Genomic DNA, 25463 nt, shown 5'->3' on the forward strand with positions numbered 1-25463 from the left:
CTTACGATGACCGTCGTCACTGCCGAGTCAGCCGACTCCGATTCCCCGACCGGGCCTCCCGGCTCCTCGGGCGATGCCGGGCGGCCCCCGGCCGCCGGACGGGGGCGGCTCGTCCTCACCCGGCTGCTCGCCGCCCGCGGCGCCGTGGTCGGGGCCGTCCTGATCCTGCTGCTGTTCGTGCTCGCCTTCGGCGGACCGTTCCTGACGCCCTGGGACTACGCCACCCCCGACTTCACCGCGCTGCACCAACCGCCCTCCGGCCAACACTGGTTCGGCACCAACGGGGTCGGCCAGGACGTGTTCGCGCAGACCGTCCGCGGACTGCAGAAGTCGCTGATCATCGGGCTGCTGGTGGCCCTCTTCTCCACCGTGCTGGCCTCGCTGGTCGGGGCCTGCGCCGGCTACTTCGGCGGCTGGACCGACCGGTTGCTGATGTTCCTGGTGGACCTGCTGCTGGTCTTCCCCAGCTTCCTGATCATCACCATCGTCTCGCCCCGGCTGCGCGGCAGCGGCTGGATCGCCTTCGTGCTGCTGCTCGCCCTGTTCAACTGGATGATCACCGCCCGGGTGGTCCGCTCGATGACCCTCTCCCTGCGCGAACGCGAATTCGTGCGCGCCGCACGGTTCATGGGCGTCCGGCCGCTGCGGATCATCAGCCGGCACATCCTGCCGAACGTCGCCTCCTTCCTCATCATCGACGCCACCATCGCGGTCGGCGGCGCGGTGATGAGCGAGACCGCGCTCTCCTACTTCGGTTTCGGCGTCCGCCCGCCGGACGTCTCGCTCGGCACCCTGCTCGCCGCCGGGACCACCGAGGCCCCGGTGTTCCCCTGGATGTTCTACTTCGCGGCCGGACTGCTGGTGCTGTTCGTGCTCGCCGTCAACCTGGTCGGGGACGGGCTGCGCGACGCCCTCGACCCCACCGCCGGGGCGGCCGGCCGCGGTTCCGGCCGTTCACGTCGTTTCGGCCGTTCACGTCGTTTCGGCCGTTCCGGCCCTTCCGGCCGTTCGGGTCGTTCACGGAGGAAGAGCTCGTGACCACTGTTGTCGAGACCCCGCTGCTCGCCGTCCGGGACCTGCGGGTGGACTTCGCCGGGCCGCGCGGCCCGGTGCCCGCCGTCCGCGGGGTGGACCTCACCCTGCGGCGCGGCGAGACGCTCGGCATCGTCGGCGAGTCCGGTTCCGGAAAGTCCGTCACCGCGCTGTCCGTGCTGGGCCTGCTGCCGGGCACGGCCCGGGTCGGCGGCTCGGTGCGGCTGGACGGCCGGGAGCTGGTCGGGCTGCCCGGGCGGGAACTCGCCGCGATCCGCGGCCGGCGGGTCGCCATGGTGTTCCAGGACCCGCTGTCCGCCTTCACCCCGGTCTACCGGATCGGCGACCAGATCGCCGAGGCGGTCCGCGTCCACCAGAAGGTCGACAAGGCCACCGCCCGCCGCCGGGCCGCCGAACTCCTCGACCTGGTCGGCATCCCGGCGCCCGACCGGGCCCTGGACAGCTTCCCGCACGAGTTCTCCGGCGGCATGCGCCAGCGCGCGATGATCGCCATGGCCGTCGCCAACCAGCCCGACATCCTGCTCGCCGACGAGCCCACCACCGCGCTGGACGTCACCATCCAGGCCCAGGTGCTGGACGTGCTGCGCACCGCGCAGCGGGAGACCGGCGCGGCACTGGTCCTGGTCAGCCACGACCTCGGGGTGATCGCCGGGACGGCCGACCGGGTCGCGGTGATGTACGCGGGCCGGGTGGTCGAAACCGCGACGGTGGACGAGCTGTTCGCGGCGCCGCGCCACCCGTACACGCTCGGCCTGATCGGCGCGCTGCCCCGGCTGGACGGGCACGGCGGCCCGCTGGTGCCGATCCCGGGCACCCCCGCGCCGATGGCCGAACTGCCGCCGGGCTGCCCGTTCGCCGCGCGCTGCCCGCTGGCGGAGGAGCGCTGCTCGGTGGCGGAGCCCGTCCTGGAGGGCGCCGAGGGACACCTGGCCGCGTGCGTGCGGTCGGCGGAGCTGGCCGAGCGGCGGCCCGCGCCGAGCGAGGTGTACCCGGTGCCTGAGCTGCCGACCGCGACCGCGGCCGAGGACCGCTCCTCGCGGGCGCCGGTGCTGTCGGTGAGCGGGCTCGGCAAAACGTTTCCGCTCCTCAAGGGCACGGTGTTCAAGCGCAAGGTCGGCGAGGTCTACGCGGTGGACGGGGTCGACCTGGACCTGCGGGAGGGCGAGACCCTCGGCCTGGTCGGGGAGTCCGGCTCCGGCAAGTCCACCACCCTGTTCGAACTGCTGAAGCTCGGCGCCCCGGACACCGGCCGGATCGAACTGCTCGGCCACGACACCGCCCGGCTCACCCGGGCCGAGGCCCACCGGCTCCGGGCCCAGCTGCAGATCGTCTTCCAGGACCCGATGGCCAGCCTCGATCCCCGGATGCCGATCGGCGACATCGTCGCCGAACCGCTGCGCGCCCAGCACGCCCCGCGCGCGGAGATCGCCCGCCGGGTGCCCGAACTGCTGCGCCAGGTCGGTCTCGCCCCGGACCACGCCGTGCGCTACCCGCACGAGTTCTCCGGCGGGCAGCGCCAGCGCGTCTCGATCGCCCGGGCGCTGGCCGTCCGGCCGAAGCTGCTGGTGCTCGACGAACCGGTCTCCGCCCTGGACGTCTCCATCCAGGCCGGGGTGCTCAACCTGCTGCAGGCGCTCAAGGTCGAGCTCGGGCTCTCCTACCTGTTCGTCTCGCACGACCTCTCGGTGATCCGGCACCTCGCTGACCGGGTCAGCGTGATGTACCTCGGACAAACGGTCGAGCAGGGCGAGGTCTCCGCCGTCTTCGACCGCCCCCGCCACCCGTACACCCGGGCGCTGCTCTCCGCCGTCCCGCTGCCCGACCCCGCCGCCGAGCGCGCCCGCGACCGCATCCTGCTCGCCGGGGACCCGCCCTCCCCCACCGAGCGCCGCACCGGCTGCCCCTTCCGCACCCGCTGCCCGCTCCACGCCGGGCTCCCGGAGACGGCCCGGGCCCGGTGCGAGCGGGAACGGCCCTCGCTCGACGCCGACCGGGCGGAGGCGGACCACCAGGCGGCCTGCCACTATCCGGAGGAAGCCATGAGCTGATCACCGAGCTGATCACCCTCCGTCACCGCTCGAATGCGATTCGGCGGATCGGGGCGGCGGCGTGTACTGTCTTCCACGTCAGCAAGCGCCGCTAGCTCAGTTGGTTAGAGCAGCTGACTCTTAATCAGCGGGTCCGGGGTTCGAGTCCCTGGCGGCGCACATGGCAAGGTCTCAGGCCGTCCACTCCAGTGGACGGCCTGAGGCGTTTCCGGGCTGGGTAGAGCTGGACTCCGTGACCCCTTTCGAAGCCCGCCCCCTCCCCGAGGAACTCCTGCTGCTCTGCGCCGACCCGGCGCGCGGCCGGTTCCGCGACCCGTCCGCCCATCTCAACCAGGTGATCGCCGGCGCCGTCCTCGCCGAACTGCTGGTGACCGGCGCCATCACGGTCGAGAAGGAGCGCATCACCGGCTACCAGCCCTTCGGCGCGCGGGACGAGGTCGCGGCCGGGATCCTGGCCCGGTTGGAGGCGAAGGGCAAGAGCCGGTTCCGGCCCTGGGTCTCCCACGCGGTCCGCTGGGTGCCGGAGCGGCCCGGCCACCGGTTCTACCTCGACCGGCTGGTGACGCAGGGCTTCTACACCCTCGAGGAGACGCGGTTCCTCGGCCTGCCGAGGCGGCGCTACCTCACGACCCGACCCGACGTCGCCCAGCAGATCCGCGCACGCGTGGCGGCGACCCTGCTGGCGCCCGACGGCGGGGCGGGCCTGCCGACGGCGGAGCGGGACCGGCAGCTGGCCGGCCTGATCGACGTGGCCGGGCTGGAGCGCCGCCTCTACCCCGGCCGGGACGGCGCACCGATCAGACGCGTCGCCCGGCGGCTGGCCTGGGACCTGCCCATCCCCCGGGCGGTGCGGGCGGTCATCCGGGAGATGTCCAGCGATTGAGCGCGCCGGCCGCCGACGGCGGCCTCAGTGGGTGTCCAGCACGGCGAAGGCCACCGCGTCCGGGCGGTCGAACATCACCAGGTGCCCGGCCGGGGCGGTCGTGCGGTAGTCGGCGCCGAGCAGGGCCGCGAGTTCCCGCTGCTCGGCGAGCCAGTTCTCGGTGCGGCGGTTGCGGCAGCCGTCGTCCGAGGCCAGCACGGTGATCGGCAGGTCCTCCGGCAGCGGCCGGGTGCGCCGCAGTTCGTCCAGTTCGGCGGCTATGTCGAGGAAGCGCCCGTTCTCCCGGAGCAGGGCGCGCAGGGCCCGGCCCGTGCGGTAGCAGTGCCGGGCCAGCGGCGCCGGGGCGAGGTCCTCGCGGCGGACGGTGGCCCGCCTGGCCATCACCCGGCGGGCGGTCGGGCCGAACAGGTACGGCACCGCCAGCGCCCTCGCGGCGCCCGCCACCGCCCGGGCCGCCAGGTCGCGCGCGACGGGTGCCGGGTACGGGCGGGCCGCCGGCTCGACGCTGCCGTCGACCAGCACCAGCCCGGCGGCCCGCTCGGGGTGCAGCCGGGCGAGGGCCTCCACGTGGAAGCCCGCGAGCGAGTGGCCGACCAGGGTGCAGGGGCCGCCCAGCCCGAGGCCGTCCAGCACCGCCAGGATCCGCCCGGCCTCGCCGGCCGCCGTCGGGGCGGGCCGCCCGGTGGCGGGCTCGGCGGCGCTCAGCCCGTAACCGGGCCGGTCGAAGCGGACCACGGTGCGGTAGGGGGTGAGGAACGGAACGACGAGGTCCCAGTCGAACCAGCTGCTGCCGAGGCCGCCGGTGAGCAGGCAGACCGGGCCGCTGCCCTCGGTGCGGACGTGCAGCGGAACGCCGTCGACGCGCAGGAAGCGCGCCCGCGGGTCGGAGGCGGTCTGGCCGGTGCGCACGGTTCCACCCTAACCAGCGGCGAACTCTGTCCCAACCAGGAGGAAACGGACGCCCGACCACCGGGCGGAGCGGGGGTGGTTCGGGGCACCTCTCGGAACCGTGTATTGTTTTCCAGGTCAGCAAGCGCCGCTAGCTCAGTTGGTTAGAGCAGCTGACTCTTAATCAGCGGGTCCGGGGTTCGAGTCCCTGGCGGCGCACAGACATTGGGGAGCCTCTCGCAGCAGCGAGGGGCTCCCTGATTTTTTGGCCCTTGACGTCCGTTTTGCGTGTGATGTCGGTCTCGATTGCCGTTCCGGCGGAGCCATTCGGTCCGCGCGGCTCGTCCTGGGCAGTAAACCGGAATCGGGACAAAGGTCCCCGACCACCGATGTCCCCGTCTGTGCAGGCTGGCCTGGTCCGCCCGCAGGAAGGCCGCGCCATGTCTGAGAACACCCAGGGCGGCGGCCGCACGCCGAAGATCAGCCTCCGGCCGGTCAAGCGGTTCAAGCGCTCCACCGGTACGACCGGCGGTGCGGCCGGCGGCAAGAAGCCGCGCCGGCCCAAGCGCACCGGCTGGCGTCGGCTCATACCCACCTGGCGGCTGAGCCTGCTCGGTCTCGCCGCCGCCCTGCTGCTCGGCGTCGGCCTGTTCGCGCTGGGCGTCGCGCTGGTGAAGGTCCCGGACGCGCACGCCGCCGCGACCGCGCAGAGCAACACCTGGCTCTACTCGGACGGCTCGGTGATCACCCGCACCGGCCAGATGAACCGGCAGAACGTCGGCCTGGACAAGGTGTCCCCCGCCGCCCAGCACGCCGCGCTGGCCGCCGAGGACCGCAACTTCTACAACGAGGGCGCGGTCAACGTGCAGGGCCTGGTCCGTGCCGCCCTCAACACCGCCAGCGGCGAGGGCACCCAGGGCGGCTCCACCATCACCCAGCAGTACGTGAAGAACACGTACCTGAGCCAGCAGCAGTCGATCACCCGCAAGGTGAAGGAACTCTTCATAGCGATCAAGGTGGACGCCACCGAGAGCAAGGACGAGATCCTCTCCGGTTACCTGAACACCTCCTACTACGGCCGCGGCGCGTACGGCATCCAGGCCGCCGCCCAGGCGTACTTCGGCATCGACGCCTCCGCGCTCAACCCGGCCCAGGGCGCGTACCTGGCCACCCTGCTGAACGCCCCGAGCGCCTACGACGTGGCCACCACGACCCCGGCGGGCAAGCAGAACGCCGTCAACCGCTGGAACTACGTGATGGACGGCATGGTCAAGGAGGGCTGGCTCTCCGCCGACGAGCGGGCCAAGACCACCTTCCCCGACGTCAAGGACCCGCAGCCCAACCCGGGCCTGTCCGGCCAGTCCGGCTACCTGGTGGACGCGGCCACCCAGTACCTCACCTCGAACGGGGTCATCGGCGAGACCGAGCTGGCCAAGGGCGGCTACACGATCAAGCTGAGCATCGACCCGTCCCGCCAGCAGGCCCTGCAGGACTCCGTCCAGGCGCAGCTGCACGACACCCTGAACCCGGACAAGCGGAAGAAGGACGCGGCCGCCCAGGCCGGCGCCGTCTCGGTGGATCCGAAGACCGGCGCGGTCGTCGCCCTGTACGGCGGCGTCGACTACGTGAAGCACTACGTGGACAACGCGACCCGGCGCGACTACCAGGCCGGTTCGACCTTCAAGGCGATCGCCCTGGCCGCCGCCTTCGAGAACAACGCCAAGACCCAGGACGGCCGGACCGTCACCCCGCGCACCGTCTACGACGGCACCAGCGGCCGCAAGGTCCGCGGCGGCAAGGGCACCCCGTACGCGCCGCCGAACGAGGGCGACAAGAGCTACGGCCAGATCAGCCTGCAGCAGGCCACCGACTGGTCGGTCAACTCGGCCTTCGCCCAGCTCGCGCAGGACACCGGGCTGCAGAAGGTCAAGGACACCGGCGTCGCGCTGGGCCTGCCCGGCAACACCCCGGGCCTGGACCCGGTGCCGTCCATCCCGCTGGGCGCGGCCACCCCGAGCGTGCTCGACATGGCCGGCGTGTACGCCACGCTGGACAACGGCGGCAAGCAGATCACCCCGTGGCTGGTGCAGTCGGTGGACCGCGGCGGCGAGGCCGTGGCGCTGCCCGCGCACAAGACCACCCAGGCGATCAGCTCGGACACCGCCGACAAGGTCACCTCGATGCTCCAGGGCGTGATCAGCGACCCGGGCGGCACCGGCTGGCGGGCGAAGGCACTGGGCCGTCCGGCAGCGGGCAAGACCGGTACCACCGACGACCAGAAGTCCGTCTGGTTCGTCGGCTACACCCCCGAGCTGGTCACCTCGGTGGCGCTGTTCGGCCAGGACCCGGGCACCGGCGCCCAGGTCAGCCTGAGCGGCGTCGGCGGGATCGACGGCGCGGCGGGCGGCCAGTACCCGGCGCAGATCTGGACCAGCTACATGAAGGCCGCGCTCAAGGGCCAGCCGGTGAGCGACTTCGCGACCCCGGCGGACGGCGACGACTCCGCGGGCGCGACCGACCTGCCGACCGCCCCGAGCACGCCGACCACCGCCCCGTCGACCGGCGCCGCCACCCCGGGCACCGGTGCTAGCACCCCGCCGAGCGACAACTCCGGCGGCAACACGTCGGGCGGCAACGGCTCCGGTTCGGGCTCCGGGTCTGGCACGGGCACGGGCTCGGGCTCGGGCTCGGGCTCGGGCTCGGGCTCGGGCTCGGGCGGGGCGACCACCGGGCCGACCGCTCCTCCGACCAGCCAGCCGACCACCCAGCCCACCTCGCGGCCCACCGGTCGGCCGACCACCCAGCCGACGCCGACCACCGGTCCGACCACGGGGCCGACCACCGGTCCGACCACCCAGCCGACCGGCGGGACGGACGCGCTCTCGGGGGCGGGGGCGGGCGACTGACGTTCGGGGTCCTCGGGCTCCGGGGTCCTCGGGCTCCCGAGGTCCTCGGGTGGGTGAGTGCGCCGTTGCGGACAGTGGGCAGCAGGACCGAATGACGAAATGGCGCCTTACCGAAGCGCCGGTATGACTGTCACAATGCGTCGGTGCAAAGCTCAACGGCCTCGCCCACCCACCCTTCGGGCAGAACCCTCGGCCTCAGCCTCGCGCTGGTCTCCGCGTTCGCCTTCGGCGGCTCCGGCACCGCGGCCAAGCCGCTGATCGAGGCCGGACTCTCACCACTGCACGTGGTGTGGCTCCGGGTCACCGGCGCCGCCGTGGCCCTGCTGCCGATCGCCTACCGGCACCGGGACGCCGTCCTGCGCCGCCCCGGCCTGCTGCTCGGCTTCGGCCTGCTCGCCGTCGCCGGCGTCCAGGCCTGCTACTTCGCGGCGATCTCCCGCATCCCGGTCGGCGTCGCGCTGCTCATCGAGTACCTCGGGCCGCCGCTGCTCATCGGCTACGTCAAGTTCGTGCAGCGCCAGCCGATCACCCGGGGCGCGGCCATCGGCGCCGGCGTCGCCGTGGCCGGACTGGCCTGCGTGGTCGAGGTCTGGAACGGCCTGAGCTTCGACGCCCTGGGCGTGCTGTTCGCCCTCGGCGCGGCGTGCTGCCAGGTCGGCTACTTCGTGCTCGCCGACGCCGGCCGCCGGGGCGATCGCCCGGTCGACCCGATGGCCGTCAGCGCGTACGGACTGCTCATCGGCGCCGTCCTGCTCACCGTCCTCACCCGGCCCTGGCAGGCCGACTGGAGCCCGCTCGGCGGATCCGTGGTGATGAACGGGCACACCCTGCCCGCGCTGATCCCGGCCGCCTGGATGGTGCTGGTCGCGACCGTGCTCGCCTACCTGACCGGCGTGATCTCCGTCGGGTACCTCTCACCGCCGATCGCCGGGGTGGTGGCCAACCTGGAGGCCGTGGTCGCCACCGTGCTGGCCTGGGTCCTGCTCGGCGAGCACCTGGGGCTGCCACAGGTCACGGGCGGTCTGCTGGTCCTGGCGGGCGCCTTCGCCGCGCAGATCAGCAAGCCGGCGGTGGTGGAGGCGGGGGCGGCGGGCCACAGTGGCGGTGTGACCGAGGTGGTCGCCGGTGCCACCGCCTCGGGTGCCGCTGCGTCCGGTGCCACTGCCTCCCGGGCCGTCGGACCAGCTCAGGAGGGCCGGGAGCGGGTGGCCGCCGCCGAGCGCGGGGTCAGCGGCCGGTCCAGCCGAACCAGTCGAAGTGGTTGAGCGGCCACACGACGGCTGACACCGGACCGACCACGTTGTCCACCGGCACGGCGCCGCCGCCCGGGCCCTGCCGGTGGTAGCGGGAGTCCGCCGAGTCGCTGCGGTGGTCGCCCTCGACCCAGATGTAGCCCGCGGGCACCTTCACCGGACCGAAGTCCAGGCCCGCGCAGGAGTCGTCGCCCGGGTGCAGGTACGGCTCGTCGACCTTCCTCCCGTCGACGGTCAGCGTGGTGCCCGTGCACTGCACGGTCTCGCCGCCGGTCGCTATGACCCGCTTGACCAGGTAGTTGTCGTCCTTCGGAGGCACCAGCCCGACGAAACTGAGCACCGAGCTCACGGCGTTGGTGAACGGGTTCGAGTCGACGGGCTGCGGCGGCAACCAGTTCCCCGGGTCCTTGAACACCACCGGCTGCCCCGGCTCCGGCTTCCAGCCGGTGAGCGGCGCGAGCTTGTTCACGCCGACCCGGTCGCCGACCCGCAGGGTGTTCTCCATCGAGCCGGACGGGATGGTGAAGACCTGGAACAGACAGGTCTTGATCAGCAGCGCGACCACCAGCCCGATGACCACCATCACCGGCAGCTCGATCCACCACGGCCGGGGGCGACGCGCCGAGCGACGGGCCGAGCCACGCGCCTTGCGACCGCGCGAACCGCCGGCCCGGCGGCGGGCCTCGGCGCGGCCGCCGGGGGCGTCGGGTACGCCCGGGGCATCCGACGCGCCGGCTGCGCCGCTGGTGTACCGGGTGTCCTCGACGTCCTGCACGCCGGGATCGCCGGGGGCTCCGCTGGGCGTTTCGGGCAGGTTCACCGCCATCGTCGCTGCTCCACCTCTCCGGCTGGGGAAACCTGCACGCTACGCCAACCGGGGAGCCTCACGAAATCCGGCATTTAGCCGCCCCCGACATCACCGGACGGGGCCGCCGATCAGGGCAGCGTCCAGGGGATCGCCTTCAGGGGCGCCTTCAGGCGCGGGCGATGGCCTCGTGGTGGCGGATGACCTCGGCGATGATGAAGTTGAGGAACTTCTCCGCGAAGACCGGGTCGAGCTTGGCCCCGGCGGCCAGCTCCCGCAGCCGCTCGATCTGGTCCCGCTCCCTGGCCGGGTCGGCCGGCGGCAGCTTGTGCTCGGCCTTGAGGCGGCCGACCCGCTGGGTCGCCTTGAAGCGCTCGGCCAGCATGTGGACCACTGCGGCGTCGATGTTGTCGATGCTCTCGCGCAGGCTGGTCAGTTCCGCCCGCACCGCGTCGTCGATCCCCTCGGGCACGCCGGCGTCGGGGGTCGTGGGCTGGTCCGTCATCGGGTCGGCTCCCGGTGTCTGGGGTGGGCGCCCGGCCGTACGGCGGCCGGGCTCGGGCCCCGGCAAATCTAACAGGGCACCCGCTCCGGACCCGCACCGTTCGGCGGAACCGTCCGGCATCCGGACAGCCCGGTGGGGCCGTCCCACCGGGCCGCCGGGGCGTCTGTCGACCGACGGGCCGTCGGCACCCGGCCCCGGCGCCCGGTCCCGGGGCCGGGCTGCCCGTAGGCTGGTGCGTGCATGACCGGAAGTGACGACTCAGCAGTCCCTCAGTAGTGGAGGAACCGATCGTGGCAACCACCCGCACCGCCCGTACCGCCTGGGAGGGCAACCTCCTCAACGGCAAGGGTCAGGTGACCTTTGCCTCCTCCGGGATCGGCGAGTACCCCGTCTCCTGGGCGGCCCGCGCCGAGGAACCCAACGGCAAGACCAGCCCCGAGGAACTCATCGCGGCCGCCCACTCCGCCTGCTTCTCGATGGCCCTCTCGAACGGCCTGACCAAGGCCGGCAACCCGCCCGCCAAGCTCGACACCCAGGCCGACGTCACCTTCCAGCCCGGCACCGGCATCACCGGCATCCACCTGACCGTCACCGGCGACGTACCCGGCCTGGACGAGGCCGGCTTCGTGAAGGCCGCCGAGGACGCCAAGGTCAACTGCCCGGTCAGCCAGGCCCTGACCGGCACCACCATCACCCTCACCGCCAAGCTGGCCTGACCCCCTCCCCCGGCTCGTCCGGGGGCGCACCCGGCCACGCCCCCGGCGCGCAACCGGCGCCCGGGGGCGTGGCCTCGGCGCACGCGCTCCCTGCGCACCTCACGTGATGCACACCAAGGGCGTCTGAACGTTCCACCATGCATGATCACAAAGAGGACGAATCACCCTGGCGGCGGTCACCGCGCGTTGTCGTCGCGTCCTATGATCGGCCGAAGCGCCCTGTTCTTCACGTGGGTCCCCCCGCGACAGCGCCCCTCGGCGGTCGCCCCGCAGCGGACCGGCTCCGAGGACCGTGACAGAGCGCGGAGCCGGCCGCCGGAGTCCCGACCGGCCTGGCGAACCATCGTCAAGCGTCAGCAGCGGACGGGAGCATGCCGTGCCGGGCCAGAACGAGGGGGCCGACGCACACCACCCAGGCGTGCGACACGAGGAATCGTCACATCACCGCCACCTCACCGCGCCGGTCCTCGATCCGGCTTCTGCTCCCCCGGCCGCGTCGGCTACCGCCTGCGGCACCCTGGAGGGCCCCGAGGTGCTGCTCTGCCCCACCTGCTCGGCCCCGTTGACCGGCGGCACCCTGGGCGCCACTGACGCCCCCGGCCGGGAGGGCGGTGGCAGCGACCGGCTGCTGGCGGCGCTGCGGGCCAGCGAGTCGCGGTTCCGGGCCGCCTTCTGCGACGCCGTCATCGGCATGGCCCTGATCGACCCCGAGGACCGGATCATCGAGGTCAACCCGGCCTTCGCAGCGCTGATCGGACGGAGCGTCGGCGAACTGGTCCGCACCCACCTGCACGAGATCATCGACCCGGAGGGCATGCCGCCGCGGCTCTTCACCGAACTCGTCCACGGTGAGCGGGAACGGTTCCGCGTGGAGAAACAGCTCAAGCACCGCGAGGGCCACACGGTCTGGAGCAAGGTGACCGTCTCCCTGATCCGGGACGGCGCCGGGCAGCCGCTCTACACGCTCGCGCTGGTGGAGGACATCACCGAACAGCGCCGGCTCGGTGACCGCCTGGAGTACCAGGCCCTGCACGACCCGCTGACCCGTCTGCCCAACCGGACCTTCTTCTTCGAACGGCTCGACGCGGCCTGTCTCACCGGCACCGAGGCTCCCGGAAGCGACGGGGGCCCCGACCGCCCCGTGGCGGCGGCGGACGGACGCCGGGTGGGCGTCTGCTACCTGGACCTCGACGGCTTCGCGGCGATCAACGAGACCCTCGGCCACCACATCGGCGACCAGCTGCTGATCGCCGTCGCCAGCCGGCTGCGGGGCGGGCTCGCCGAACGCGACGCCCACCTGGTGGCCCGGATGGGAGGCGACGAGTTCGCCGTCCTGGTCACCGACAGCATCGGCAGCGAGCAACTGACCGCGCTCGCCGGGCGGATCCTGGAGGTGCTGGAACGTCCCTTCGACGTCGCCGGGCACCGGCTGGTGATCACCGCCAGCGTGGGCGTCGTCGAACGCTCGGTGCACGAGACCACCCCGACCGACCTGGTCAAGGACGCCGACGCCACCCTCTACTGGTCCAAGGCCGACGGCCGCGCCCGCTGGACCCTCTACGACCCGGACCGCGGCGCCCACCAGCTCACCCGCCAACTGCTCGCCACCGCGCTGCGGCCGGCCCTGGAGCGCGGCGAGTTCAGCGTCGAGTACCAGCCCCTGGTCGGCCTGGCCGACGGCGCGGTGCACGGCGCCGAGGCCCTGGTCCGCTGGCGCCATCCCCGCTACGGGACGATCTCCCCGGACCGCTTCATCCCGCTCGCCGAGGAGTCCGGCGCGATCGTGCCGCTCGGCAGCTGGGTGCTGGAGGAGTCCTGTCGCCAGGCCAAGCAGTGGCTCACCGAATTCCCCGACACCGAGACCTTCGTGAGCGTCAACCTGGCGGCCCGCCAGATCTGGGACTCCGACGTGGTGGCCGACGTCGCCCGGGTCCTCGAACGCACCGGCCTGCCGGCCCGGCTACTCCAGCTGGAGATCACCGAGAGCGCCCTGCTCGGCCCCGGTGGGCGCCCGCTGCAGGCCCTGCAGGCGCTGGCCGACATGGGGGTGCGGATCGCGATCGACGACTTCGGCACCGGCTACTCCAACCTGGCCTACCTCTCCCGGCTGCCGGTGCACGTCCTGAAGCTCGACGGCACCTTCATCGAGGGCTTCCGCGACCCGGCCCCGACGGACCGCCCGCCCATGCCAGAGCTCCGCTCCCGCCGCAGCGACGCCGACGAGCAGATCGTCGGCGCGATGGTGCAGCTGGCCCACACCCTCGGCCTGACCGTCACCGCCGAGGGCATCGAGAGCGCCGCCCAGGCCGAGAGGCTGCGACTGACCGGCTGCGACACCGCCCAGGGCTGGTACTTCGCCCGGCCCGGCGAGGCCGAGCTGGTCGCGGCGATACTCCGGGAGGGCCGCCCCACCCCGCACGGCCGGTAGGGCACGGGCGGGGCGGTTTCCGCCGGGGCGGGGTGCGGCAAAGGGGTTGCTGCCAGGCGGTTGCCGTCAGGCGGTTGCCGTCAGACCGTACGCCTCGGCGATCAGGCCGTAGGAGCGGAGCCGGGCCTCGTGGCCGTGGATGTGCGAGGTGACCATCAACTCGTTCACCCCGGTCCGCTTGCGCAGGGCCTCCAGGCCGTCCGCGACCTGACCCGGGTCGCCCAGCACCACGTTGTCGAGCCAGCTGTCGACGAAGTCCTCCTCGACCGGGCTGTACGGGTACTCCTCGGCCTCCTCCGGGGTCGGGATCGGGCCGGGGTTGCCGCGCCGGAGCCGGAGCATGCCGAGCGCAGCGGAGCGGGCGAGACGGCGGGCGGCGGACTCGTCGTCGGCGGCGACGGCACTCACGCCGATCAGCGCGTACGGCTCGGTGAGCACGTCGGAGGGGCGGAAGGACGTCCGGTACAGGTCCAGGGCCGGAATGGTGTTGGCGCTGCTGAAGTGGTGGGCGAAGGCGAACGGCAGGCCGAGCCGGCCCGCCAGCTGGGCGCTGAAGCCGGAGGAGCCGAGCAGCCAGACCGGCGGGCGGCCCTCGCCCTTGGGGACGGCGGTCAGCCGCGCGTACGGGTGGCCGGCCGGGAAGTCGCCGTCGAGGAAGTGGGTCAGCTCGGCGAGCTGCTGCGGGAAGTCGTCCGCACCCTCGGCGAGGCCGCGGCGCAGCGCCCGGGCGGTGGCCGGGTCGGTGCCGGGGGCGCGGCCGAGCCCGAGGTCGATCCGGCCGGGGTGCAGGGCCTCCAGCAGGCCGAACTGCTCGGCGATGGTCAGCGGGGCGTGGTTGGGGAGCATGACCCCGCCCGAGCCGAGCCGCAGCGTGGTGGTGTTGGCGCCGAGGTGGGCGAGCAGGACGGCCGGGGTCGAGCTGGCCACCCCGGGCATGCCGTGGTGCTCGGCCACCCAGAAGCGGTGGTACCCCCACTGCTCGGCCCGGCGGGCCAACTCGGTGGTGGCGGCCAGGGCTTCGGCGGGCGTGTAGCCGACGCCGACGGTGGCCAGGTCGAGGATCGAGAGCGGGGCGGGTGCCGTGCCGCGGGCGCTGCCGCGGATCGCCGCGCCGATCGGCGGCTCGGTTCCGTGCTCCTGCTGGTCCTCGGTGGTCATGCCGTCCGCCCTCCTGGCTGTTCTTGGTCCGGCTGCACTCCGAGCCGACCGTCCTGGGCGGCCGCACGGGTCGCGGACGGCCCGGCGGTCGCTACTGCCGACCGGGGTCAACCACGGTTCCGGGCTCGCTGTTCCCAGCGGGCCCGCCCGATCCGGGTGCGGTTCGACCGTTCCGCCAGGTGCCGCCCCGCACGACCGACCGGCCGCTCGGTCGACGGAGAGCCAGCGGTCGAACACGGATGGCGACTTCACGCCAGGAACGGAAGTCGCCAGCCCCTGGGCTCGCGATCCGCGACCGGCTTCCGGCAGGCTGGTGATCAGGAGCGGATCACCCAACGGGATCCGCGTTCCGCCAGCAAGATCGCCGGGCTGGACCAGCGCCGAACGATCCCTGCGAGCCCTCGGCGCGGCACCCCGCCCCGGGGGCTCGTACTGTTTCCGGCCCTTCCGCCCGATCGCCTCCCCGGCGTGATCCTCCGCATACCGGGGTGCTTCATGGCATGAAAAGTCGAGGCGCTAGCGTTGGTCGGAAGCAGCCACCTGCTCCCCCGGGCGGCGTGGAGGGAGTAGGGCCTTGAACTTCGTGGCGGCGATCGGATCCTCGTGGATCTGCGCCCTGGCGCTGTTCGCCGTGCTCGGCGACGCCCTCCTCCCCTTCATCCCGAGCGGGACGCTGGTCATCCTGGCCGTGCTCAAGACGGAGCAGATCAGTGGCGCCCCGGTGCTGCTCGCCCTCGGCGTGGCGATGGCCTCGTTCCTGGGCGACCTCCTGCTGCTCCACCTCGCCCGACGCGGCGCCCCGGTGCTTCAGCGCCGACTCGCCCGGCGCCCGAAGCTGGCGGCCAGCGTGGCCCGGGTGCAGCAGTCCCTGATCGAGCGCCCGCGCGGCGGGGCGGCCGCGATGGTGGTGGTCGCGCGCTTCGTTCCGGCCGGGCGGACGGTCCTGGACCTGGCCATCGGCCACTCCCCCGCCCATCCGCACCGTTTCCTGCACTGGTCGGCGCTGGCCGCGCTGGTCTGGGCCGCCTACATCGTGACGCTGGGTTGGCTGAACAGCCACTGGTTCAACACGGCCTGGCTGAGTCTGGCCGTCTCCTGCGCGGCGGCCACCGCCATCAGCACCGCGGTCGCGCGAATAATTCGCCGCAACCGGCGGCTGGCCGCACTCTGACCGGCCCCGCACCGACCGGCGTCTTCCGGCCGCCGGGTCCCACCAGGAGCACAATTTTCCCTTACAGGCGAAGCACCGCACCGACCGCCGACGAACTCTGACCGGGCCGGGCGGAGCGGCGGTACCGTACTCCCTTGACACCGCGCAGTGCGAAGCGTCACAGGACCGCAACAGACGACCGATCCCTGCAGCCCAGCCGGGTGTGCCCGGCGTGTTGACTGTCGTCGGGAGCTCGGCGACCCTTGGTGGCCGCTGCGGCGACATGACATGCTAACGGCGAAATATTCATCAATTGCCTGATTTGACCGGTTCGGCCCACAGCCGCCCTCACCACCGGCATCGGCACCCAGGGGAGACCATGACCAGCATCTCGCGCAGGACGGTGCTCAGTGCTACCGCCGCGACCGCAGCCCTCGGCGCGGTCGCGGCCTGTTCCAGCGGCGGATCCGGGTCAGGGCAGAACTCCTCCTCCCCCTCCTCCGGCGGCAACAACGGCGACGCCAAGACCGGCACCTCCGACCCGACCCAGGCAGTGGTCCCCAAGGGCACCCCGATCGGTGACGGGTCCAACGCGGACACCGGCCCGCAGCCGAACCAGCCCAAGCCCGAGAAGCTCAAGCCGGGCGAGCGGCCGCCGCAGTTCGTGGTGTTCTCCTGGGACGGCGCGGGCGGCACCGACGACGGCCAGTTCCCCCGCTTCCTGAAGCTGGCGGAGCAGTACAAGGCCACGATGACCTTCTTCCTCTCCGGGATATACGCCCTGCCCAAGGGCAAGTCCCAGCTGTACCACCCGCCGAAGCACGCGGTCGGCGCCTCCGACATCCCGTACCTGTCGGACGGCGCGGTGAAGAGCACCCTCAAGCTCGTCAGCCAGGCCTGGCTGGCCGGGCACGAGATCGGCACCCACTTCAACGGGCACTTCTGCTCCAGCCGGCCGGACAAGAACGGGGTCAACATGTGGACCCCGGACGACTGGCAGAGCGAGATAGACCAGGCGATCGCCTTCGTCACCCAGTGGCGGACCAACACCGGCTTCACCGACGTCGACCCGCTCCCCTTCGACTACAAGAAGGAGCTCATCGGCGGCCGCACCCCCTGCCTGGAGGGTCAGAAGGCGCTGCTGCCGACCATCGCCAAGCTGGGCTGGAAGTACGACGCCAGCTCCGCGGGCGGTCTGCAGATATGGCCGCAGAAGGTGCAGGACGGAAAGGTCTGGGACTTCCCGCTGCAGTCCATCCCGTTCCCCGGGCACACCTTCCAGGTCCTGTCGATGGACTACAACATCCTGGCCAACCAGTCCGCCGGCAGCACCAAGGGCGACCCCGGCAAGTACGACGAGTGGCGCACCCAGGCCACCAACTCCTACCTGGCCGGCTTCGAGCGCGCGTACAACAGCAACCGCGCGCCGTTCTTCATCGGCAACCACTTCGAGCAGTGGAACGGCGGCATATACATGGACGCCGTCGAGGGGGCCCTCAAGGCCATCGCGAGCAAGCCCGAGGTCCGGCTGGTCTCCTTCAAGCAGCTGGTCGAGTGGCTGGAGGTGCAGGACGAGTCCACTCTGCGCAAGTTGCGCACCCTCAACGTCGGCCAGGCTCCGGCCGGCGGCTGGGACGGCTTCCTGGGCGCGGCGGGCTGACGCGCCGGGGCGCGGAGCAGTCGGTCCCGGGCCGAAACCGGTACGGCCGGCGGGGTGTTCGCACCCTGCCGGCCGTCGTCGTTGACATCCAGCCGGGCCGCCGGGGAGCAACCGCTGTCCCGCCCCGAGCCGAAGGGGCGCGCCGGTGCCGAATTCGCCGCACTAGCACCATCACAAGCCGTAGTGGCCGGGAACCGTAGTATCTTCACGCTTGCGCGGTGATCATTCCTCCGATCGGTTGCGATCACCGTTGCCCTCCGGGAGAGTTGAGCAATCCGAGGATCCCGCATACCCGGAGGGGAAGCCGGGTAGTGCACCGGGATCCAACATTCGAAGCCGCCACGCCGACCCACAACTCAACCGGTCGCACACACTCCAGGTACTGGAGGCCACGTGCTGGACGGCCCGGAAACCGCCGGATGGACGGCGGTTCGCCGGGCCGTGTTCTGCCCGGACGACTTCGGGGCGAGGCGCAGCAACGCCGAGCAAAGCAAAGCAAGGCGCACTACTCCGGGGGGAGCAGCTATGACCACGCCGTTCTCGCGACGAAAGGGCGACGGAACAGCCCGCCACGGGCGCAGCCGGGACGCAAGCAGTCGAGGCGCCGGCGATCGAGGCGCCGGCGATCGTGGCGCCGACGGTCCGAACGGTGACGACCGGGCCTCCGAGAAGCTGGACGAGGTGGTCCTGCGCGCCGTACCGGTGCCCGAAGCCCCGTACGACTACGGCCACTTCAGCCGCCTCGCCGGCCCGGCGGTCGATCCCGACGAGGACCGGGAGCTCGGCGGCGGTGTCTACCGGCCGGAACCGGGCAGCACCGGGCGACCCGCGGGAACGGCCACCCCCTACCGCGTCCAGTACCGCAGCCTGTTGCGCCACGAGCCGCACCGGATCCGGGCCGCCCTGCTGCTGGTGGCCGCCCCGCTGCTGGAGGCGATCCTGCTGGTCTGGCTGCTGCTGCCGGAGCACTGGCCGGAGCGCCCGGACGAGACCGACACCCTGGTGCTGCTCGGCGACAAGGTGATGATCGGGATCATCGCCGTGGTCGAGGTGTTCCGACTGGTCAACGTCGCCTCCAACACCCACGCGACCCTGGTCGCCCGTGACCCGATACCCGTGACGCCGGAGTCCGGCACCCGGGTCGCCTTCCTCACCACCTGCGTGCCGGGCAAGGAGCCGCCGGAGATGGTCCGGGCCACGCTGGTCGCGGCCCGCGCCGTGCGGCACGAAGGCCCGTACGACGTCTGGCTGCTGGACGAGGGAAACGATCCTGCAATGCGCGCCCTCTGCACGGAGTTGGGCGTGCGCCACTTCAGCCGCGCCGGCCGGCCGCACTGGAACCAGCCGAAGGGCCGCTTCCGCGCCAAGACGAAGCACGGCAACTACAACGCCTGGCTCCAGGCGCACGGCGACGACTACGACTTCTGGGTGTCCGTCGACACCGACCACGTTCCGCTGCCCGACTTCTGCGAGCGCATGCTCGGCTACTTCCGCGATCCCGACGTGGCATTCGTGGTCGGCCCCCAGGTGTACGGGAACTACCGGAGCTCGGGTTCGGCCGTCACCAAATTCAGCGAGAGCCAGCAGTACCTCTTCCACGCCCTCATCCAACGCGCCGGAAACCGTTACGGCGCACCGATGTTCGTCGGCACCAACAACGCCGTCAGAATCCGTGCGCTCCAGTCGATCGGCGGGTTGTACGACTCCATCACCGAGGACATGGCGACCGGCCTGGAGTTCCACCGGAGCCGGAACCCGGAGACCGGGGACCGCTGGAAGTCCGTGTACACCCCGGACGTGCTCGCGGTGGGCGAAGGCCCGTCCTCCTGGACCGACTTCTTCTCCCAGCAACTGCGCTGGAGCCGCGGCACCTACGAGACCCTGCTCACCCGGTACTGGCGGGTCATGTGGCGGCTGTCGCCCGGCCGGCTGCTCAACTACTCGCTGATGGTGGGCTTCTACCCGATGGCGGCGCTCACCTGGCTGCTCGGCGGGGTGTCCAGCGTGCTCTACCTGGGCTTCGGCGCCTCCGGCGTCCACGTCTCCTCGGAGATCTGGATGATGCTCTACAGCGACGCGGCCGCGCTCCAACTCCTGCTCTACACCTGGAACCGCAAGCACAACGTGAGCCCGCACGAGCCGGCCGGCTCCTCCGGGGTCGCGGGCATGCTGATGTCCGCACTCTGCGGCCCGATCTACGCGGCCTCGCTGCTGCAGGCACTGGTGCGCCGCCGCAGCCGCTTCGTGGTGACGCCCAAGGGCCGTGAGGCCAGCGCCGACCGACTCGGCACCTTCCGCTTCCACCTGTTCTGGACGCTGGTCTTCGGCGGCGCCGTCGCCGCCTCCTACTACACCGGCTACGACCACGTCGCGATGCGGACCTGGGCCTGCATCGCCCTGGCCCTGACCCTGCTGCCGCTGCTGATCCTGGTCGGCGACGCCGTCCGCCGACGCCGGACCCGGCCCACCGCCACCCTCACCGTGACAGGCGACCCGGCTGCGACCCCCAAGGTCGTCCTGGAGAAGCGCCACCCGCGCCACGCCCGCGGCCCCCACCCCGCCCCGCTCGCAACACCCGTGCAGACCGCACCCGCACAGGCAGTACCCGCACAGGCGACGACGGCGCTCGACAGCCCGACGCTCACGCTCCGCCTGGCCGCGCCCGACTCCCCGACGGTCACGCTCCGCCTCGTCCCGCCGGACGACCTGGCGCCCGACCACGCCGAGAGCGGCACCCCCGCCCACTGAGCCACCCCGCCCGCCTCCCGAGGGGAGTACCACCTTGAGGATCCACAAGACCGGCCGCGCCAAGCGCTTCGCCCTCGGCAGCACCGTCGCGCTGACCGTCGCCGGGATGAACGCCCCGGCCGTCCTCGGCTTCGCCGGCGACCAGTACCACAGCTACGTGATCAACCGCCCCGAGTACAAGGCGCAGTACGGCCACTGGCAGACCCTGACGCTGCCCGCCGAGTTCCGGGTCAACGCCGTCCACGCCACCCTGCTGCGCACCGGCAAGGTGCTGATCGTGGCCGGTTCCGGCAACGACGAGAAGCAGTTCAACGCGGGCAGCTTCAAGAGCCTGCTCTGGGACCCGGCCAAGAACACCTACAAGCTGATACCCACCCCGGCCGACATGTTCTGCGGCGGCCACACCTCCCTCCCGGACGGCCGGGTGCTGGTGGCCGGCGGCACCCAGCGGTACGAGAAGCTGGACGGCGCGGTGAAGAAGGCGGCCGGGGTGATGCGGGTGCGCAACGAGAGCCCGGAGCGCGACCGCACCTTCCCCAAGGGCACCGTCTTCGTCGCCCCGAACGGCCGCGAGTACGCCAGCACCGTTCCGGTGACCGTCCCCGCCGCGACCAAGACCGGCTCCGGCAAGCAGACCGTGGTCACCGCGGGCGAGCAGCACGTGTTCGTCGAGGCACTCGGAGAGGGCCCGGACTACGTGGCCAACTCCCCCGCCCAGTACCGGATCAAGGGCCTGACCGGCACCGACGCGCACAACCTGTACGGGCAGAGCGAGAAGATGACCCTGGACAAGCAGGAGTACCAGGGCATCCGCTCCGCCTTCGAGTTCAACCCGGACACCGAGCTCTACGAGCAGGTCACGGACATGGCGCACGCCCGCTGGTACCCGACGCTGACCGGGCTGGGCGACGGCCGGGTGGTCACCGTCTCCGGGCTGGACGACACCGGGGAGATCCTCAACGGCAACGACAACGAGGTCTACGACCCGAAGACCAAGACCTGGGCCAAGGCCCCCGACCGCTATTTCCCGACCTACCCGTCGCTCTTCCTGACGGCCTCCGGCAAGCTCTTCTACTCGGGCTCCAACGCCGGTTACGGCCCCGCCGAGAAGGGGCGCGAGCCCGGCGTGTGGGACCTGTCGAACAACAGCTTCCAGCCCGTCCCCGGCCTGCGCGACCCGGGTCTGACCGAGACCTCCTCCTCGGTACTGCTGCCGCCCGCACAGGCGCAGAAGGTCATGGTGCTGGGCGGCGGCGGGGTGGGCGAGTCCCCGCTGTCCACGGCCCGCACCGACATCGCCGACCTCTCGGCCGCCAAGCCCTCCTTCACCCCGGGCCCGGACCTGCCGGCCGGCGGCACCCGCTACCTCAACAGCGTGATCCTCCCCGACGACACCGTGTTCACCACCGGCGGCTCCAGCGGCTACCGCGGCCGGGGCGAGAGCGACCTGCTCAAGGCGCAGGTGTACCACCCGGATTCCAACAGCTTCACGACCGCCGCCGAACCCACCGTCGGCCGCGACTACCACTCCGAGGCGCTGCTGCTGCCGGACGGCCGGATCGCGGTACTGGGCTCCAACCCGCTCTTCGCGGACAAGGCCGAGACCCAGCCGGGCGGCTTCGAGCAGCGGATCGAGATCTACACCCCGCCGTACCTGTACCACGGCGACCGCCCGGAGGTGACGGCCGCGCCGGGGGCTGCGAAGCTCGGCGGCACCCTCAAGGTCGGCGCCTCCCGGCCGGACGCGGTGACCACCGCCAAGCTGATCCGGCCGAGTTCGGTGACCCACGTGACCGACGTCGAGCAGCGCTCGGTGGCCCTGGACATCACCGGGCGCACCGCCGACGGGGTCTCGCTCACCCTCCCGGGCAACCCCGACCTGCTGCCGCCCGGCTGGTACATGCTGTTCCTGACGGACTCCGCCGGCACCCCGTCGGTCGCCCGCTGGGTCCAGGTCACCGGATAGCGGCTCACCGTACGAGGTCACCCGGGCGGTCGGCGCGGCGGCTCAGCGCGCCGCCCGGGCCAGCCCCAGCGCGTACGGCAGCCAGAACTCGCCCGCCCGGGGCTCACCGCGGCCGCACTCGCCGTCGGACTCCCCCGGGTTCTTGATCCACAGGTAGGCGTCGACGTTCGGCCGCCCGGTCTCGGTGGTCGGCGGCTCGCCGAGCGCCCGGCCGGGCGGGTTGCACCAGGCGTCGGAGCCCAGCGAGCCGTTGCCGCTGCGGCTGGTGTCGACGACGAAGTGCTTCCCGCCCAGGGCGCCGGAGAGCCGGTTGCCGTACGCCTCGTTCCGGTCGGTGGGGTAGAAGTTGGCGACGTTCACCGCGAAGCCGTCCGCCGCGGCGATGCCCGACCTGCGCAGGGCGGCGGCCAGGTCGTCCGGATCCTGCGCCCAGCCCGGGTTGCCCGCGTCCAGGTAGACCCGGACGTTCGGACGTTTCTTCAACTCCTGGACGGCAAAGGCCAGCAGGCCGTACCGCTCGGCGGCCAGGTCGCCCTTGATCCCACAGGTGTCCAGGGTGTGAGCGACGGCGTCCGGTTCCAGTACGACCCAGGCCTTGCGGTCGCCGAGGGCCTGGGCGACGCCGGTGATCCAGGAGCGGTAGGCGGCCGCGTCGGCGGCACCGCCGGCCGAGTACTGGCCGCAGTCGCGGTGCGGGATGTCGTACGCGACGAAGACGGCCGTCCGGCCCGCCTCGGCGGCCCGGCGGCTGACCTGCTCGGCGATCTGCTGGGCGCCCTGTTCGCCCAGCCACTGCGAGGACGGCTGGCCGGCGATCCGCAGCAGGGTGTCGGCCTCCGCCGTGCGGCCCTGGTCGCGCAGCGTGGCGACCTGCCGGGCGGCGTTGGTCTGGTCGGAGACGTAGAAGGCCTGGCCGGGGAGCTGGTCCGGGCCGCCGGGTTCGGCCGTCGCGCTGGGGACCGCGACGCTCGGGGCCGCGACGCTGGGGGCGGCCTTCGCGGCGCCGCCGTCCGAGCCGCCGCAGCCGGAGACCACGAGCGCCGTCAGGCCCGCGGCCAGCGCGGCCCACCGAATCGTTCCCGCCCGTCCCACCCCGCGCACGTACCGCCCCTTTGAGCCGGCCCCGCCCCTGGACCGGTCCGGCGACCGGTCGGCACCAGCTAAGCACACCCGGCCCCGCTCGGCGGCCGACAGCGGTGAACGGCAAGTGGCCGCGGGCGAACGGGAATCCGATCCCGTCCGCCCACGGCCACCAGGCCTGGCCCTGTGTCGATCCGGCCCCGGCCGGAGGTCAGTCCTGCTTCAGGTCCGGCACCCGCCAGTCGATCGGCTCGCCGCCGAAGCCGTCCAGCGCCGCGTCGATCTGCGAGAACGGACGGCTGCCGAAGAACAGCTTGGCGGACAGCGGCGACGGGTGCGCGCCCTGCACCACCACGTGCTTCTCGGTGTCGATCAGCGGCAGCTTCTTCTTGGCGTAGTTGCCCCACAGCACGAAGACCACCGGCTCCTCGCGCGCGCTCACCGCCTTGATCACCGCGTCGGTGAACTTCTCCCAGCCCTTCGCCTTGTGCGAGTTGGCCTCGTGGGCGCGGACCGTGAGCACCGCGTTGAGCAGCAGCACGCCCTGCTCGGCCCAGTGCATCAGGTAGCCGTTGTCGGGGGCGGGGACGCCCAGGTCGGCGTCCAGTTCCTTGAAGATGTTGCGCAGCGAGGGCGGCGTCTTCGTCCCGGGCAGCACCGAGAAGCTCATGCCGTGGGCCTGGCCGTCGTCGTGGTACGGGTCCTGGCCGAGGACGAGCACCCGGACCTTCTCGTACGGAGTGGCCTCCAACGCGGCGAACTCCTGGCCGCTCGGCGGGAACACCTGGTGCTGCGCGCGCTCGGCCGCCACGAAGGCCGCCAGCTCCGCGAAGTACGGCTTCTCCGTCTCGGCGCCGAGCACCTCGCGCCAGGACTCGGGCAGTTCCAGCCCGCCGCCCTCGCCGGCCTCGACCACGCCCGCCTCGACCGTGTCCGTCACGACATCTACCTCCCACACCGCGGCTGCCGCGCCGCCTGCCCTCTTACACCCCGAACGCTACACAGCCCCACCGACAACTCAGTCCACAGGAGCCGCGGCGGCGGCCGTCGCCCGCACCACCCGCAGGTGCTCCAGAGCGTTGAGCACCACCAGCAGCCCGGCCAGGGCCACCAGCACCACCAGCGCCGACAGCCGCACCATCACGGGCAGCAGGCCCAGCACCACCACCGCGGCGGCGATCCGGGTGGTCGAGACCTGACGGAACATCATCCAGCGGGTGTAGCCGAAGGTCAGCAGGTACAGCCCGCACCCGCCGTACAGCAGCGCCACCGACCCGGCGCCGAGCGCCTGCCGGGGGTCCGCGACGGTCTCCTCGAAGCCGACCGCGACCCCGATCACCCCGGCGGCCAGCGCCAGGTGCCCGTACTGGAAGATCCGCCGGACCACGTCCCGTCGCGAGTCGGCGACCTCCACGGCGTGCCGCATCGCGTCCGCCGCGAACACGAAGTACTGCCACCACAGGCCCGCCGAGATGGTGAACGCGGCGGCCACGGCGGTGAGCTCGGCCGCGTCCAGCCGGGCCCCGGCCGCCGAGGCGCCGATCCCGACGATCGACTCACCGAGCGCCACCAGCAGGAACAGCCCGAACCGCTCCGGCATGTGCGCCGGGTGGTACGCCACCGCCGCGAGCCGCCGCCGGAACACCAGCGGCGCGGCCAGGTCGCAGAGCGCGGCCGCCGCCCACAACGCGAGCCGCGGCCCGTCCGACAGCAGCCCGCCGACCAGCAGCAGCGGCCCGCTGACCAGCACGCCGGCACCGTACGGGCCGCGCCAGACGCCCGGGAGGCGGACCAGCAGGAGCAGCAGCACCACCCGGGCCAGCCAGTACGCGGCGCCGAGCAGCAGGCCCCGCCGGCCGTACGCACCGGGGATGGCGAGAGCCATGAACAGCCCGGCCAGGCCGACCAGCAGGATGCCCAGGCGGTCGCGCAGGTTGTCCACGTCCCGGATGTTGGCCTGCACGGTGGTGCCGACCCAGCACCAGTACACCGGCACGAACACCACCAGCGCCCGGATCAGGCCGGTGGCGTCGTGCTGGTGGTGCAGCAGCCCGGAGACCTGGGTGATCGCGAAGACGAAGACCAGGTCGAAGTAGAGCTCCGCCCAGGTGACCCGCTTCTCGCCCGGGCCGCCCTCGGCCTCCCCCGTAGAACTCATCGCACATTGCTCCCCACCGGTACGGAACGAGCCCCGCCCCGGCGCTCGGCCGGAACGG

Annotated in this window: 18 protein-coding genes and 2 tRNA genes; 13 read left to right on the forward strand and 7 right to left on the reverse strand. The window is 72.5% G+C overall.

Annotated elements, in window-relative coordinates:
* Positions 1-6 precede the first annotated feature (6 nt).
* From ACFQ87_RS23650 to ACFQ87_RS23665, 4 genes are all read left to right on the forward strand, one after another.
* Positions 7-1038 carry an ABC transporter permease gene (locus ACFQ87_RS23650; RefSeq protein ID WP_380612779.1) on the forward strand — a complete coding sequence of 344 codons (1032 nt, stop codon included), beginning with the start codon at positions 7-9 and terminating at the stop codon, positions 1036-1038.
* Entirely contained in the window at positions 1035-3101 is a 2067-nt protein-coding gene (locus ACFQ87_RS23655; protein WP_380612780.1) for a dipeptide ABC transporter ATP-binding protein, read from the forward strand. Before ACFQ87_RS23650 ends, ACFQ87_RS23655 begins: the two co-directional genes overlap by 4 nt.
* An 85-nt stretch (positions 3102-3186) precedes the next feature.
* A tRNA-Lys gene (locus tag ACFQ87_RS23660) sits at positions 3187-3260 on the forward strand.
* Positions 3261-3333: 73 nt separating this feature from the next.
* Positions 3334-3984, forward strand: a complete 651-nt coding sequence (locus tag ACFQ87_RS23665) for a GPP34 family phosphoprotein (RefSeq protein ID WP_380612781.1) — start codon at positions 3334-3336, stop codon at positions 3982-3984.
* A 24-nt stretch (positions 3985-4008) separates the two neighbouring features.
* Here the strand turns inward: ACFQ87_RS23665 and ACFQ87_RS23670 are convergent, their stop codons facing one another.
* Positions 4009-4893, reverse strand: coding sequence for an alpha/beta fold hydrolase (locus tag ACFQ87_RS23670; RefSeq protein WP_380612782.1), 885 nt, complete (start codon positions 4891-4893; stop codon positions 4009-4011).
* A gap of 124 nt (positions 4894-5017) precedes the next feature.
* On the opposite strand from ACFQ87_RS23670, the gene ACFQ87_RS23675 reads away from it, so the two are divergent.
* The 3 genes from ACFQ87_RS23675 to ACFQ87_RS23685 all read left to right on the forward strand — a co-directional run bounded on the left by ACFQ87_RS23675 (position 5018) and on the right by ACFQ87_RS23685 (position 9043).
* Positions 5018-5091: transfer RNA gene (locus ACFQ87_RS23675), tRNA-Lys, on the forward strand.
* Between the two features lie 221 nt (positions 5092-5312).
* Positions 5313-7778: a transglycosylase domain-containing protein gene (locus ACFQ87_RS23680; protein WP_380612783.1), complete on the forward strand. Its 2466-nt coding sequence runs from the start codon at positions 5313-5315 to the stop codon at positions 7776-7778.
* A 143-nt stretch (positions 7779-7921) separates the two neighbouring features.
* Positions 7922-9043 carry a DMT family transporter gene (locus ACFQ87_RS23685; RefSeq protein ID WP_380612784.1) on the forward strand — a complete coding sequence of 374 codons (1122 nt, stop codon included), beginning with the start codon at positions 7922-7924 and terminating at the stop codon, positions 9041-9043.
* Here ACFQ87_RS23685 and lepB read toward each other — a convergent pair.
* A complete protein-coding gene (gene lepB, locus ACFQ87_RS23690; RefSeq protein WP_380612785.1) occupies positions 9006-9857 on the reverse strand; it encodes a signal peptidase I in 852 nt (283 codons plus the stop codon). The genes ACFQ87_RS23685 and lepB overlap by 38 nt on opposite strands.
* Positions 9858-10005: 148 nt before the next feature.
* Positions 10006-10341, reverse strand: coding sequence for a chorismate mutase (locus tag ACFQ87_RS23695; RefSeq protein ID WP_380612786.1), 336 nt, complete (start codon positions 10339-10341; stop codon positions 10006-10008).
* 290 nt (positions 10342-10631) lie between these two features.
* On the opposite strand from ACFQ87_RS23695, the gene ACFQ87_RS23700 reads away from it, so the two are divergent.
* Together ACFQ87_RS23700 and ACFQ87_RS23705 are read left to right on the forward strand one after the other, a co-directional pair.
* Positions 10632-11057 carry an OsmC family protein gene (locus tag ACFQ87_RS23700; RefSeq protein ID WP_380612787.1) on the forward strand — a complete coding sequence of 142 codons (426 nt, stop codon included), beginning with the start codon at positions 10632-10634 and terminating at the stop codon, positions 11055-11057.
* 418 nt (positions 11058-11475) lie between these two features.
* Positions 11476-13485, forward strand: a complete 2010-nt coding sequence (locus tag ACFQ87_RS23705; RefSeq protein WP_380612788.1) for a putative bifunctional diguanylate cyclase/phosphodiesterase — start codon at positions 11476-11478, stop codon at positions 13483-13485.
* A gap of 66 nt (positions 13486-13551) precedes the next feature.
* Here the strand turns inward: ACFQ87_RS23705 and ACFQ87_RS23710 are convergent, their stop codons facing one another.
* A complete protein-coding gene (locus ACFQ87_RS23710; protein ID WP_380612789.1) occupies positions 13552-14643 on the reverse strand; it encodes an LLM class flavin-dependent oxidoreductase in 1092 nt (363 codons plus the stop codon).
* A gap of 583 nt (positions 14644-15226) precedes the next feature.
* Between ACFQ87_RS23710 and ACFQ87_RS23715 the strand changes: the two genes are divergently transcribed.
* From ACFQ87_RS23715 to ACFQ87_RS23730, 4 genes are all read left to right on the forward strand, one after another.
* Positions 15227-15814, forward strand: a complete 588-nt coding sequence (locus ACFQ87_RS23715; RefSeq protein WP_380612802.1) for a DedA family protein — start codon at positions 15227-15229, stop codon at positions 15812-15814.
* A gap of 358 nt (positions 15815-16172) precedes the next feature.
* The gene (locus tag ACFQ87_RS23720) at positions 16173-17453 is read left to right on the forward strand and encodes a hypothetical protein (protein WP_380612790.1); all 1281 of its coding nucleotides are present in this window, start codon (positions 16173-16175) and stop codon (positions 17451-17453) included.
* A gap of 525 nt (positions 17454-17978) precedes the next feature.
* Positions 17979-20201, forward strand: a complete 2223-nt coding sequence (locus ACFQ87_RS23725; RefSeq protein WP_380612791.1) for a glycosyltransferase family 2 protein — start codon at positions 17979-17981, stop codon at positions 20199-20201.
* A 34-nt stretch (positions 20202-20235) separates the two neighbouring features.
* On the forward strand, positions 20236-22167 hold the full coding sequence (locus tag ACFQ87_RS23730; RefSeq protein ID WP_380612792.1) for a galactose oxidase-like domain-containing protein: 1932 nt from the start codon (positions 20236-20238) through the stop codon (positions 22165-22167).
* A 42-nt stretch (positions 22168-22209) separates the two neighbouring features.
* On the opposite strand, the gene ACFQ87_RS23735 is transcribed toward ACFQ87_RS23730, so the two are convergent.
* The 3 genes from ACFQ87_RS23735 to ACFQ87_RS23745 form a co-directional block, all read right to left on the reverse strand.
* A complete protein-coding gene (locus tag ACFQ87_RS23735) occupies positions 22210-23268 on the reverse strand; it encodes a glycoside hydrolase family 6 protein (protein ID WP_380612793.1) in 1059 nt (352 codons plus the stop codon).
* A gap of 190 nt (positions 23269-23458) precedes the next feature.
* Complete coding sequence (locus tag ACFQ87_RS23740) at positions 23459-24136, reverse strand: uracil-DNA glycosylase (protein ID WP_380612803.1); 678 nt, start codon at positions 24134-24136, stop codon at positions 23459-23461.
* 129 nt (positions 24137-24265) lie between these two features.
* On the reverse strand, positions 24266-25405 hold the full coding sequence (locus ACFQ87_RS23745) for a low temperature requirement protein A (protein ID WP_380612794.1): 1140 nt from the start codon (positions 25403-25405) through the stop codon (positions 24266-24268).
* Between the last annotated feature and the right edge of the window lie 58 nt (positions 25406-25463).

The organism is Kitasatospora sp. NPDC056531 (assembly GCF_042794375.1).
Lineage (GTDB): Bacteria > Actinomycetota > Actinomycetes > Streptomycetales > Streptomycetaceae > Kitasatospora.